This is a genomic window from Mucilaginibacter sp. UR6-1, from assembly GCF_020880975.1.
Classification (GTDB): domain Bacteria; phylum Bacteroidota; class Bacteroidia; order Sphingobacteriales; family Sphingobacteriaceae; genus Mucilaginibacter.
Genome location: NZ_JAJIWP010000001.1, coordinates 428,231 through 441,776, shown reverse-complemented (window position 1 = coordinate 441,776; position 13,546 = coordinate 428,231). Strand labels below are relative to the sequence as shown.

Annotated in this window: 9 protein-coding genes; 7 read left to right on the top strand and 2 right to left on the bottom strand. The window is 39.4% G+C overall.

Features of this window, described 5'->3' with window-relative positions; genetic code table 11:
• Positions 1-57 precede the first annotated feature (57 nt).
• The 7 genes from LJ707_RS01970 (at position 58) to LJ707_RS01940 (ending at position 11,332) form a co-directional block, all read left to right on the top strand.
• Complete coding sequence (locus LJ707_RS01970) at positions 58-1,632, top strand: hypothetical protein (protein WP_228949050.1); 1,575 nt, start codon at positions 58-60, stop codon at positions 1,630-1,632.
• Positions 1,622-4,198, top strand: a complete 2,577-nt coding sequence (locus tag LJ707_RS01965) for a hypothetical protein (RefSeq protein WP_228949049.1) — start codon at positions 1,622-1,624, stop codon at positions 4,196-4,198. The genes LJ707_RS01970 and LJ707_RS01965 overlap by 11 nt, the downstream gene beginning before the upstream one ends.
• 49 nt (positions 4,199-4,247) lie before the next feature.
• The gene (locus LJ707_RS01960; RefSeq protein ID WP_228949048.1) at positions 4,248-5,276 is read left to right on the top strand and encodes a PD-(D/E)XK nuclease family protein; all 1,029 of its coding nucleotides are present in this window, start codon (positions 4,248-4,250) and stop codon (positions 5,274-5,276) included.
• A 61-nt stretch (positions 5,277-5,337) separates the two neighbouring features.
• A complete protein-coding gene (locus LJ707_RS01955) occupies positions 5,338-7,500 on the top strand; it encodes a CHAT domain-containing protein (RefSeq protein ID WP_228949047.1) in 2,163 nt (720 codons plus the stop codon).
• Between the two features lie 61 nt (positions 7,501-7,561).
• Entirely contained in the window at positions 7,562-7,903 is a 342-nt protein-coding gene (locus tag LJ707_RS01950; RefSeq protein ID WP_228949046.1) for a helix-turn-helix domain-containing protein, read from the top strand.
• A 442-nt stretch (positions 7,904-8,345) separates the two neighbouring features.
• The gene (locus LJ707_RS01945) at positions 8,346-9,029 is read left to right on the top strand and encodes a hypothetical protein (protein WP_228949045.1); all 684 of its coding nucleotides are present in this window, start codon (positions 8,346-8,348) and stop codon (positions 9,027-9,029) included.
• On the top strand, positions 9,026-11,332 hold the full coding sequence (locus LJ707_RS01940) for a DEAD/DEAH box helicase (RefSeq protein WP_228949044.1): 2,307 nt from the start codon (positions 9,026-9,028) through the stop codon (positions 11,330-11,332). The genes LJ707_RS01945 and LJ707_RS01940 overlap by 4 nt, the downstream gene beginning before the upstream one ends.
• Positions 11,333-11,409: 77 nt before the next feature.
• Here LJ707_RS01940 and LJ707_RS01935 read toward each other — a convergent pair whose 3' ends face one another.
• Together LJ707_RS01935 and LJ707_RS01930 are read right to left on the bottom strand one after the other, a co-directional pair.
• Positions 11,410-12,315, bottom strand: a complete 906-nt coding sequence (locus tag LJ707_RS01935) for a hypothetical protein (RefSeq protein ID WP_228949043.1) — start codon at positions 12,313-12,315, stop codon at positions 11,410-11,412.
• 80 nt (positions 12,316-12,395) lie between these two features.
• The gene (locus LJ707_RS01930) at positions 12,396-13,280 is read right to left on the bottom strand and encodes an RES domain-containing protein (protein ID WP_228949042.1); all 885 of its coding nucleotides are present in this window, start codon (positions 13,278-13,280) and stop codon (positions 12,396-12,398) included.
• Positions 13,281-13,546: the final 266 nt, after the last annotated feature.

Here is a 13,546-nt window from a genome sequence, read left to right as displayed (position 1 = left end):
AAGATATTTTGTAAAAGATGATGTATTACCGCGTATATTAGTTCGTCACAATTTTTCATGGTATACAGTACAGAAGAAATAACCGAACCTTTCTGGGCCGATTTTCCGTCTTCCGCGAGCGGGCGTGATCCCCTGGCCATTCAAAACAGCAGTGTCGTCATCTATACAAGGATGATGGTGGGCATCACCAATGTAACCAACAGAATCCGCTATAATGGATTTTATTGCTGGCTGCTCGATCTGATCCTTGCAAAAACGACAGTAAAAGGTTCTGTCAACGAACAGATGCGCTATATACGCCGCGCCGAATTGTTAATCGCATACATGATGGTAAGCGAATTTCCCGATGTAACCGGTGTGAGCGGCAGCGCCTTTGCAGCACGTAATCTTAATGATCATATAAATCTTGCTGAGGGTGCCGACTGGGAATCCAAAGCGGCTGGTTATAATCTTTATTGGACTTTTAAGGGCGGTGTTTTTGGACAGTACTATAGCGGTGTGGTGCGCGAACTGGGCCTCATCAATCATCCCAATACAGAATTGAATATCTATACTGTGACAGCTTATGGCTCAGAGCTGGGCAAATGTTTCGGAATGAATCTCCCGAAAGGTTTAACGGAGATTTTTTGGGCTTGTCTATTTAAAGGAAAAGCAACCTTAGAGCATCTCAAAGCATTAATTCCATTTGCATTACATTGGATACCTGAATCTGCAGAAATTGAATTTTACCGCAAAATGCTGTTGTCCAAAGACGATCGAAGCACCGAACCAACCTACTACAGGAAGCAGACTATAAAGTTGCTACTGAAAAGCCTCGCAGGGCAACCGGAAGGCACTTCCAGTCTTCCTTATAATTTCCTGAGAGAGAACTATCAGCTTCATTGTGGAGATGAGATATTAACACAAAATGCAGCGTCTGCCTGGTATATTTATGAACTGAACGAATTGCTGCACGTTGCACTTGAGCATTTTCACGGAAGCCTGCTTTGGTCAATCGACGTTTTCCCCCAACCTCTGAATGACCAGCTGGAATGGCTGCTGCAACAAGCTACCCAAGCCTTTGAAGATAATAATATCGATGTCTGGGCTTTTACTTTCAATGAAATCATTTCCCTTCACGTCGATAATAAAAGTGATACCTATCAGCATTTTGATGGCATGCAGACAGCCTTCCGGGAAGGGCAATTCGGAATATGCATATTCGAAGCCGTTAATAGTTTAGCATGCATCTACCGGGATTGTAAAAAACAGCTCCTGCAAATCGAAGTCTTGGCAAGTAAACCTGAATACAATTTTAACAGGACTGGGTATGCTGTTTTTATGATTGATGATCTGATCACTGGTAAAAACAGCTTATCTCTTGCTGGATACATTCGACAGCTTTTTGAATTGGCGATCAATCTGCACGTCTTTTCATCTTACAGCAAAACGAAGGTTGGTCAGTCTCTCGTGCACAACTATTTCATAGAGGATGGGATGATTTGGCGAGCTCGCGAAACCAATCCCGGACGGACAACACCACGCCTTCAGAACACGGTGCAATACATGGCTGATATAGGCTGGGCAGAACGTCGTGACGGTCTGCTATTTATAACCGAATCAGGAAAAACTTTGCTGTCAGATGAAGTCTAAAGTATTATTACGAGATATCCCAACAGGCAAATTTCATTCTGCGATTAGTACAACTTACTCGATCAACTTCTATTATCTTGAACAACAGGTCTTGCCACTGCTTGCTTCAAAAGGAGTTCACTATGTTTCGCTGCTGGTAGACGGGAACATGCTCAGTTCGCAATTGGGTAGTTATACGACCATGAGCGAAGCTAGGAAAAGAAACTACGCGCTTCATGGGGTCAATTGTAATGGCGCGTTTCATCCGAAAATAATTTTCCTGGCAGGCGACAATTCATTGTTATTGCTAATCGGCTCCGGAAATCTGACTAGTTGCGGCCATGGCAGGAACCTGGAATCGTGGAATGCAGTTTATGTCGAAGATTTAAAAGACCCCAAACTGGGATTGATTTTAGAAGCCTGGACTTACATCAAATCTTTATATGACGGACTTGGTATTGCTGCTGAAAATGCGTTTCGTGCTATCGAAGCGAATTGTGAGCTACTGGACTTAACCGAAAAAATTGAGCAGAGCATCTCTTATCAGAATAATGAAGACGGCGGAACCATCAGCTTTATGGCCTCGAGTAATGAGGTCTCTTTATTCGATCAGCTCGCCGAGCGAATAAACGGGCAGGAAATAGCAGCCATTCATATCATGAGCCCTTATTATGATCTTAAAGGCCAGTTCATTCAGCAGCTTCAATCAGCATTTAAACCGAAACGCTTAAACGTCATATTACAGGAAAATTTCGGGATGCCACCATACCAGATGAAAGCTGTGCCGGGTTTAAAATTTTTCCTTTGGCAGGATGCAAGGGTGGAAAAATTCAGGCAATCTTTTTTTCATGCTAAACACATCATCTTTGAAGGGACTAACAGCAATCTTCTTTTTTCAGGAAGTGCAAACGCGTCGATAGCCGCTTTTGGCGGACATGGATTTCCAGGCCAGAATATTGAAGCCGGGTTACTGTATGAGAGTGATGCCGATTTTACTCAGCTACTGGGTCTTCAATTTTCAAAATCCATTGATTTGAATGATATTGAGATTCCGGAGTCGTTACCGCAGGCTGATGATACTGCCGGTAATATCGTCTATATCAAAGCGGTCGAAAAGGAATTGGATCAACTTGCTATATATATCCAATCTGATTCAATAATCAGGGGCGCTGAACTGATCGTCTTTTCATCCGGCACAACAATAGCTTTGGACGAGCATATTGATATAAGTGCCGGTGAATCAAAATTAGTGACTGAAGTGCAATCAAATAGCTTGTTGTACGCCGAAATCCATATTAACGGTACTCGTATCTCTAATAAACAATTCATCATCGATGTAACGGCTTTTGAGGCTACAAACCCATCCCCTCAAAACCGTTCCCTAAACCAAATAAGAAAACTGATCGAAACCGGCAGCTTTTCGAGTTACAAGATCATCGAATATCTGAATACAATCCACAGGCAGCAAAATAATACCCCTGGAGTTCAGTCATCTTCCGGTGAATCCGGTTTAGGGAAAGAGAAAACCTACCAGGAAAATCAGGAATTGATCTATCTCAGTTATGCTGAGATACAGGAACGGATAAGAGAAATGGAGATTGCCGGAACAGTTAAAAATCAAACTGGTTATAAAACTGTGCGCCTTTGGGATAGCATATTCGCCTATTTGAAAACAGCCCGTACCAGAAAAGAAGAAGCCCTGATCGACGAAGAAGAAACGGAGGATATTAATAACTCAACCGGACGTGTCGCAGAATACCGCGAGTCAGGACGGAAGCGTATCTCAAAATCTAATTTCAATAAACTGAAAGAAAAGGTAGAGAAGTTCCTTAATGATTATTCCGAAGTTCTTCAAGATAATATACGAAACGCCAAAGCTGTTAAGCCAACATTGGTCGATCTGACAATGTATCTAATCGTACTTGAAATTCTTCTACATTTATTTAGCCATCGGGAAAAGGTTGAGGATGAACTGGAAGAAGCGCCAATTCTTGATCTACTGTTCTCCGATAAATATCTATCCTGGAGCGATTTTCTAAACTATGTTATCGGATCTTTTACCTTATGGTGTGCACAGAAGGACGGTCTTAAAATTGACGGGAATGCAGAATATATAGCTAAGATAACAGCCTATCAGGAAATGGCCCTTAAAACGACAGTAAGTGCAGTATCCATATTTTCTATGGTTAATACCCAATATAATCGTGATAAGATCGATCGCTGGACTACGCTAAATCTTCAAAACGCATATCGCTGTTTTTCCCAACCAGGACAAGCGTACACTGAGCCACAAGACTTTGCTTTTTTTATTCCAGAGGAAACCAGGGAAGAGCTTGGAGATGTCAATCTGATCGATGAATTACATACTAACATCAAATTAATGCAGGCAGAACTCGATGAATCCAAATGGTATGAACATCCCGAAGATGGAATGACCTATATTGAAAAACGTGTTCCTGATACACCCGATGTGAAATTTTATAAACTCATTCATACCGGATACGAATGGAATGAAAGTATCAGGGATTACTGGAACGGAGAACTATTTTCCCTCATTGATTGGCGATGGCGTAAATCGCTTTGGTAACCCGGCAAAAGAATAAAAACCTGATAACTAACTAAACCAAATCATTTTCATGAAACCGAATATCTTCAGTATCGCTACCAAAGAACTACATCAGGATGCTTTTATCGCATGGCTCCTGCAATGGGCAGACCCGGACAACTGGCAATATGACGAAGATCTGCATAACATCGGCACCCAGTTTGTGATGGCACTTCTGATGAAAAATCATGACAGTTCCGATCTTAAGATCATAAAAGTCCGTGCCGGTAGGCAATGGGAAAACATTGACGTCTATGCAGAAGTTGATACTAATAAAGGTAAATACCTTATTGTTATCGAAGATAAGACCTTTACTAAGGAAAGAATTGGTCAATTGGAACGTTACCGGAAATCAGGAGAAAAATGGTGCGAACAAAACAATGCAAGCCTTGGTTGCATTTATCTGAAAACAGGCAGCGAATCGCAAAAACGTTTGGGAATGATCAGGCATAAAGGATTTCAGCCTTTTAACCGTAAAGAATTCATTGAAATCCTAAATCATTTTCCGGTTGAGGGTAATAATATCCTGATTGACTTTCGGGAAAGACTGCACCAACTACAAAAAGCACATGACGCATTTGAATCTACAATTATTGGTAAATGGAACGACGCATGCTGGATTGGTTTTTACCAGTTTTTAGAGGATAATTTGGGAATAACCGATTGGCACCTTGTCAACCCTCCGGGTGGAGAGAGTTTCTGGAATGCTGTTTTAAACTGGCGTGATTGGCATGGATTTCCGGTTTATCTACAGATAGAGCAAGGCAAATTGTGCTTCAAAATATCTCATTTGGATTCAGATATTGAGGATTATACAAAATCAGAAATCAGGAATTTGTGGCATGATGTAATAAAGAAAAATGCTGGTGCTGCCGATGAAAGAACGATACGTCGTCCGGAAAGGTTTGGTACCGGCGATTATATGACGTGTGCTGTGGTACATAAATCTGACTGGCTGGGTTCAGGTGAAAGTCTGATTAATAAAACTTTAGTCTTACAAAATCTTATTCACTACAAATCTTTTCTTGAAAGCCTACTATTGGTTCCAAGGCCTTACTGATCAGCATTAAAAAAGCTAAATCTAATTAATAATATAAATTAACCTTATCCTACTATTGCTTATGATGTTGAAAGAATTGTTTCCGTCATTTTATGATTGCTCCACCAACCTAAAAGAGGACACACGCTGGAATTCGGATTTTAATTTTGACATGGAATCTTGTACAACGTTGCATGATCTCTGGATTGATGAAATTCATCCACTTCAAGACTATCACGAAAAAGAAATTGATCTGACCGAAAGCCTTTGCCATGACATCTTAAATCTCCATACACGTTATCAACAGCATGAAGAACTGCTATGGTTTCTTCAATTTCAGTTTGCAGTAAGTTTAAGTAGTCGGCTAGGCCACAAAAAGCTTTTCATGGAATTATTTCAATGGTTAGCGAATTCTTTAAGTACGACAATTGGATTCAACGTTCAGCGGGAAACCAAACTTGACAGGATTTATATCTTTCAAATGTCTCAGCATCCATATGTCAGGCACTGCTTTAATCGGTCTTTTGCAGAGTGGACCAATATGCTTTTTTACCAGCAGCGTGTGAAAGGAGGCTTTTACGAAATTGTTAAATATTATGTTGAGCATTTTTATCCTAAACTGGAAATATTAGCGTCTCCGATTTATTATGATGATATTATAATTTTGGCATTTTGTCAGATCCAAACCTGGGCAAGCAATATCGGCAATCAAAACTTGAAAGATAAATGCTCTCATATATTAATGTTTTTTTATACTAGGCCATGGCTATTATCTGCAAGCGGCAAAATTATTGCAATGCAGTTTTGTGCCTGTGGTTACGAATACACTCAAACAACCAGGGAGGTATGGTTCGAACGCGTACAGAAAATGTTCAGTATTGATGCAAATGAACAGTTGCAATTAATGTGCGCCGTTTATAAAGGTGACAGTTCAGCGATACTTTCAAACCTGGATCAGATAATTAGTTCGATTAGAGGTTATCATAAGATGGTAGATAAGCTTGTAAAAAATGAAATTCAAAAGGATTTCGAAATAAGCAGAGTTTATTCCATTGTTCAGCAATTAATAGACACACTCTTGGCCGCAGGCGAAATTCAGGCGATAGTAACGATTATCAGTGAATTTTTTAAAATACCAAACGAAAGCAGAATTTCAAATGAATTCCTAATTATTCAGCACAATACCCCAGGTGGCGTTCGATATGCTAAACAGGGAAAAGTAGTTCATTCTGGAACTGATCCTCATGATTATGGTGGTAGGATTATAAAGCAACTAAATCACTTTATGAACATGACTATCGCACTGATCGATGAATTGCATCCTACCAGAAGCCCGGAAGACCTTCAGGAGGTAGGAACGCCAGAACCACAACATGGTAAAGAACTTGAACAAATACTCGTTGAGCATTTTAACCTGACTGATCCAAATATTCAGGAAACTATTCGATCATCTCCAGCCTATTACCTTTATTCGGAATTCCAGTTGCCATTACAGGCGTTATTTCTGAAATATGCTAAAGCGGGATTGCCAATTGTTCAATCATTCAGAAAGCCATACTCAACAAAAAGTATTTCTAAAATCCTGATGTGGCAGGGTGATTGCAATATGTCGGAGTATGAATGCGACGGCGTTCAGGAAATCTTTGAAAAAGCCGGTGCCAAAGTTGATCGTTTTAACTGGTATGAGGATGATCAAGCACTCTTTTTAAAAGCCTACCATGAAAAGGATTATAATCTGGTATGGATATCCTGCCACGGACAATTCGATCATTTCAGGCCACACTTGTCGTATTTACTGATGAATCGTGCGAAGGAAGATGGAAGCCCTAATAAGATCCCTTTGGCTGATTTAAACTATATTTCTTCATCGTCTGATGGCAGACGATTACTTGTATTAAATGCCTGCGACGGTGCCACAACGACCTTAATCAATTCTCCCGGTTCAATTGGTTTCGGCGCAAGTTTGGTAACCGGTGGACAATCACTTATTAGCCATCAATGGCCAATTGATGATTATGCAGGTTTAATCCTTGGTTTATTACTCGGCATAGCTCTATCTGAAGGCTATGACTATCAGCAAAGTTTTAATGACACACTTGAACATTTCTTTAGTGGACAGGACAAAATTGTAGATAGGTTCAAAAGTTATATTTCAAACAATGATCTATATGATAGAATAGAATACTCTGCAAAAATTCAGTACGACAATTTATTCTATTATGGTTCATTTACTTACTTAGAATAAATCTTCTGTAGTACAGAAAAACTGATGATGTGTAACAAGACAATTGGCACATCTTTACAAGATGGATCCATTTAATTTTAATGAACTTCCTGAAATCATCAGCTTACTTTTTGAAAAAGTAGAATCTATCGAACAACTTGTTATTGGTCTCAAACCCTCGGATACCGGGGATAATGATTTATTGAACGTTGAGGAAGCAGCAGCGTTTCTTAAAATTTCAGAAGCATCCTTATACATTAAAGTGAGTCGCAAAGAAATTCCATTTTCCAAACCAGGAAAGAGGTTATATTTCAGCAGGTTAGAACTTCAAGAGTGGATCAGCAATTCAAGGCATAAAACTGCGAACGAGATCAGTTCGCAGTTGAACAAATCAAAACGCAAATTTGGCAGCAAGTTCATTTGAGTTTAGACGCTTTGCCATTGTTCTTTTTCATGTTTTTTAAATCAACCTTGATTCTTCCTGTAGCCTCAATCTTAATTTTATCTTTCACTTAAGTATAGATCAAAGTAGTTTTAATAACCTTATGCCCAAGCAATTTTGAGACAGTTAATATATCGATACAGAAAGCAATTAGGAATTGATTATCAAAAAGTTATGAGATTTCAGTATCAAATTAGAAACAAACTTCGCGACCTGTTTTTGGGTCATTTTATGGTACTATCTTGTTTCCGAAGTGTGGAAAACTTAGCAATATTAAGCATTATTTTTCACGAGCCGTCAAACAAATTGTTCTAAAAAAGGGCAATTTTTTTTTCGTTGCTAATTACTATATTTCAGATCGTTGTATTTGATGATTGGTTTTGCGTAAATTAGATAATTATTACCTTATACTTTATCTAAATTCATGAGCGGTTACACCATTGTTGACCACATACAAATTGAAAATCATATTAGTTTTATCAGAATTGACCCAACTGATATAAGCCTAACGCTTAGAAATATTCTGGTTTCGTTTAATGACCTTTCTTGGATACGTCAATTTGATGACGAATACCAGCGGGTTTCTTACCAGGTTAGAGCGCGAAAGACTGCAGACCATATCGCAAATTTTATCATTAAGGCAAAGGCAGATAAGATTACCAGTAGTTCAGCTGAATATGTAGTATCTGAATTGGCAAGGCAAACTATTGTTGAAAAGCTAAATTACTTAGACATTCCGCTTGCTGAATTATTTAAGAAGAACATCATTTTGAATCCGGGATTCGATTTTTATACACGAAATCTAAATGAGATCTTACTATTCGGTGAAGCTAAGTATGTGGCCAAACAAAGCGCATTTGGCAGGTCGTTGGAACAGATCATCCGGTTCGCAAATCAACAACAGGATATCTCTGATTTGAACGACATTAAAGATTTCTTCTGCAAAAACTCTATGAACAACTGTGTAAAAGGCCACAAAGGGTATATCGCTGCATTTTCGGCCAAAGCCACCCCTACCGATCAACTGATAAAGAGTATTAAACGTAATAAGCACTTTGTTGATGCGAGTAAGTACAAAGAACTAATTTGTGTTGCAGTCAACTTATGAAGAATGCAATCAAAAGTATTACAGGAGGCCAAAACACGGCAGATATATTCAAGTATGTCATGGCGAATTTGTACATGAATGGTCCGACTTCTATTACCGATCTGGAGATACTTTCCTACTTGGCACTCTACCGGCCGGAAGAATTTGAGCAACACAAAATCCCAATCTTAAACTATATGGCGGTTTTCTATAAGCCGACAACGCGGGATACGCTCGCCGAAGTGGTTTTTACCCAATATCGCCAGTATATCCGGGACACATATAGTTACACACTAACCCCTGTACAGGCAGATATTATCAAGGGCATCAATGGCAACACTTGCTTTAGCTTTTCGGCCCCTACGAGTACGGGTAAGTCCTTCGTATTCAGGAAGCAAATTGAGGAGAGCCAAAATGATGTTGTAGTTGTTGTGCCTTCAAGAGCCTTAATTAATGAATATTATCTGGAGCTGTCTGAGCAGATTAAGGATCAATCTGTCAATATTTTAACGTTTATCGACAAAATTAACACCAGATATGCCAAGCGAAGCATTTTTATCGTCACGCCAGAACGCTGTCGGGAACTATTCAAACAGCGTGAGCAGTTTAAGGTTGATTTATTTTTATTCGACGAGGCTCAATTAAGCGATGAAGACTCTAAACGGGGATTGTATTTTGATAGTATCGTCCGTAGATGTCAGAAAGCCTACCCAGAGGCCAAATTTATTTTTGCGCACCCTTTTGTACAAAATCCCGAATCTCAGATAGAGAAAAATCATTTTGAACAACAGACTGCTAAAGCAAAGCAGTACATTCAGAAAAATGTTGGACAGCTTTTTTTATGTCAAAACCCGGACGGGCAGTTTTCACACTTCGGCATTGACCAACAGATAATGGGCCATAAGAAAATAATTGCCGGATTTGATCCGCTATCAGCGACCATCCAGAAAGGTGGTACAGTGCTGATATATACATCTAAGCAAAAAATCTATAACGGGAAATTTCTGGAGAAATTTGCCAAATACGTGGCGCTATGCGATGAATTACCATCTGAAACGACTGCCCTATACTTAAGCCAACTTAAAGAATATACGGGCGGTGACACCGAGCGCAACGCTGCCCATTATTCATTGCTTTTAGACTTACTTTGCAAGGGTATTGTTATCCATCACGGGTCACTCCCTCTACATACCAGACTCATCATTGAACAATTTACCAAAGCTGGCCATTGTCGCATCTGTTTCGCAACCTCTACACTTGAGCAAGGCATTAATATGCCATTTGATGTTGTTTATCTTGACCGCTTAGAGGGTAGTAAGCCATTAGCGGTTAAAAACCTTATCGGAAGAGCTGGCCGCTCAACGAGAGATTTAAAGTTTGATTATGGATATGTGATTGTGAATAACCCGCAACGTATTCCTACGTTCCGAAAAATCATGACCAGTGATGAGATACTCGACAACGTCTCCTCGCTCGAAAAAACAGATTTGCAGGATGATGATTACAATGACTTTAGGGACGCTATTCTTAATGGGACCTATTCGGATGAATATAATCTTACCGAAAAAGACCTCGAAAAGCTCAGTACCGATAGTATTGATGGCATCATTGAACAAATTTTAAATTCAGTGTTTGAAGATGGCCAACTAATCGCCTTTAAGAAAATCACTGATGACCTTGACGCGAAGTTGTTGTTATATGCATATTTCAGGAACTTATACACACTTTATCTCAGCAGATCCCTTAGCGATGGAGAAGCCCGGGTTTTAGATACCGCAGTTAAAATTATGCTATGGCGAGTGTACGGCCGTAACTTTAAAAATATCTGCTGGTACAGGTATTCGCATGCAAGTAAATCTCATGAAAGGGCACAGCTGGAAAACTCACCTCAGTTGCTTGATCAGTTGCCTGCAGCATTCATTACTGGATATAAAGAAATTCCAGACAAAGAATTGAGAATGTTCAGTCTGTTTCCGTTAGGAACAAAAGCGAAAGATGTTTCTTACGATCTTATCATGTACGACACCTACGATTATATTGACAAACTCATCGGATTTAAATTAAGCGACATTTTTTACGCTGCATTTTGGAAATATGCTGAAAAATATCAAGATGACCGTGCGAAGAAATTAGCTTTGTATGTAAGATACGGAACGGAAAGTGACCGGGATATATGGATGCTCCGTTATGGAATGTCGTTTGAGGATATAGAGGTTCTTGACCAGCATATCGCATCTATAGATGCAGAACAGATTATATTCCGGGATACTATTTCTACCGTACCAGATGAAAAACGCACATCAGTAAGGCGATTCATCAGATAATACCTGCGTGTCTAAACAATAAAAAAATGATTGAACCAGTCTAACCGCTGTTAATTGTGAATATCAAAGGGGCTTAACTATTGTGAGTAGATTCCCGTTGACTTTTGAAGCAGTAAAAATGTAGTTAGCATCCGTTTCCAAAAATCTGTGAGTAATTCAGGAAGACACTCATTCAATTTAATACCCTTGCTAAAAAAACGTTTGCGACCTTTAATCGAATCGATAAAACCATTGGTATGGTCTGGCAGGAAAATATACTTTTCGACCATTTTGTTGTCCTGAAATAATTGAAACACTTTAGGGGTATTCTCAAACGAACCATCATGTATGATCTCATTGCGAAGTGTTTGAATTAGTCTCATATTAGGACATTCTTCGAATATAGTACCCTGCGCTTTTTTAAATGAAAGACGATTGGCGTCACCTACCAATATGCCGGAGGACTGCAACTTATCATATTTTTTGTAAGCCATCTTTAAGTGCTCAAGTTCATAACAGATTTTTGTTACATAATCCATCTGACTGTAAAGTGATATGAATAAATAGTTTACATAACTGAATATACGGGTCACGATGGCACCGGAAGCGTGCATTTCCATATTGGGTTCAAACGGATCTTTCATCACCATAAAAGAATTGTTGTTCAGTTCCTTATAAAATTGACCGAGCAAGGATTTCGCCTCAACATTGGCATTCTGCAATGACCCGATTAATGCACTGACATCATTATAATACATTGCTTTTAAAGTCGACTCGTCAGCTTGTTGTATATAAGGTTCAATCTCAGCCTTCGAAACAGAAAGGTCTGAATCAATTCCAACTTGCGTAACCCATGGAGGGACAAAGGCTAACTGGTCGTAATAATGTTGAACACTTCCGAATAATTTTGCTTGAACGCCAAATCGTAAAGTATGTGCCATGGCCTCGATGTCATGCGTCAGATCACCTTCGCTCATTATAAAATCAAGCTGTCCTTCGGCCATCCAAAACTTATTTGCCGGCTTTACCTCTGTCGGAATCCCATTTATGTTGTAGTAAATCAATGGTTAAGTTTTAAGTGCTTTTATATCTTGTTAACTTCTGCGTCCGGCTGTTTCCAATGGATTACGTTGTTTGCCTGATCGATGCCCTTTGTTTCATAGGATCCCACCTGCATAAAAGATTTAATTTTCTCATCGTTAAGATAAACCTGAAATTCATCACGTAGTGCACCGAGGAGTTCGATATTTTCCGGATGAATAAACCTATTGTTAAAAGCAAAATTGACACCTTTCCCGCCAAAGGGAACGCTGGGGTAAAATATAGCATCAATCTCACCGGGTGTTGTTAAAAGTGCGACGTTACAATATGACGTGGTGATAATGTAAGTTAACGGATCATCTTTAGCTGGCTTTCTGAACTTGTCAAACAAATAGTGATAAACTAAAATTGTTGCCTCTTTTTCTTCTCCCTCAAGACCATCGATCAAATCATCGATAGCGGCTCCGTGTTCCTTGTCGTATTCACTCATACGCAAGTTCACATCGGGCGAACTTACGATTAGTGCGCTGAAGGGTTGCTTAACGACCCAGCGACCAACGGTCACGAATAAATGCTGACCGACTTCTTTTTCTGAGGCCCAATAACTAGCCAGCTCCATATAGGCTGTAGGACGGTTAGTTGCGCCGTAAAAACGTGATTGAAAGGGACGACTACACCGGGCGAAGCGATTGATCGCGCTGTGAGGAGCAAGCGAGATCTCGTTTACTTGACTAAAAAAAACATCATTGATATGCGTTCTTGCCCTAAACACTTCTATGGGCTCGACGATATTGTAAATAACGACCGGAAGTTTTGGTATTCTTAGATAAGCAAGGAAGGCTTGTTCGTAAGCAAGTTCGTTTGATGGGTCTATCGCTTCTAATAGATCAATAGCCTGCTGAACAGCTGCGACGGTCATTTGTCTCATGATAATTTAGGTTAAGAATGGCTAAGGTAAAACAATCTTTGGTTATTTTTTACCGGGCATTTTTAGAGGGTATAAAATATAAAGGTTTTAACCCTACCTTATATAAGGGGTATTTAGACCGCATTAAGATAGACTAACCTATATAAATTTTGCAGGGCTTACTTTGTGAGTACAATATACTTTTGCATCCAGAAATTATAGATACTTAAAGTCAAATCAATTACAGGATTGTAGTCACAGTTTAGAAACATTGTGCCACTTATTTT

What these genes read in the sequence shown, in the direction of transcription:
- LJ707_RS01945 (WP_228949045.1), top strand. Translation starts at nt 8,346, where the DNA reads ATGAGCGGTTACACCATTGTTGACCACATACAAATTGAAAATCATATT.
- LJ707_RS01965 (WP_228949049.1), top strand. Translation starts at nt 1,622, where the DNA reads ATGAAGTCTAAAGTATTATTACGAGATATCCCAACAGGCAAATTTCAT.
- LJ707_RS01950 (WP_228949046.1), top strand. Translation starts at nt 7,562, where the DNA reads ATGGATCCATTTAATTTTAATGAACTTCCTGAAATCATCAGCTTACTT.
- LJ707_RS01955 (WP_228949047.1), top strand. Translation starts at nt 5,338, where the DNA reads ATGATGTTGAAAGAATTGTTTCCGTCATTTTATGATTGCTCCACCAAC.
- LJ707_RS01930 (WP_228949042.1), bottom strand. Translation starts at nt 13,280, where the DNA reads ATGAGACAAATGACCGTCGCAGCTGTTCAGCAGGCTATTGATCTATTA.
- LJ707_RS01935 (WP_228949043.1), bottom strand. Translation starts at nt 12,315, where the DNA reads ATGGCCGAAGGACAGCTTGATTTTATAATGAGCGAAGGTGATCTGACG.
- LJ707_RS01970 (WP_228949050.1), top strand. Translation starts at nt 58, where the DNA reads ATGGTATACAGTACAGAAGAAATAACCGAACCTTTCTGGGCCGATTTT.
- LJ707_RS01940 (WP_228949044.1), top strand. Translation starts at nt 9,026, where the DNA reads ATGAAGAATGCAATCAAAAGTATTACAGGAGGCCAAAACACGGCAGAT.
- LJ707_RS01960 (WP_228949048.1), top strand. Translation starts at nt 4,248, where the DNA reads ATGAAACCGAATATCTTCAGTATCGCTACCAAAGAACTACATCAGGAT.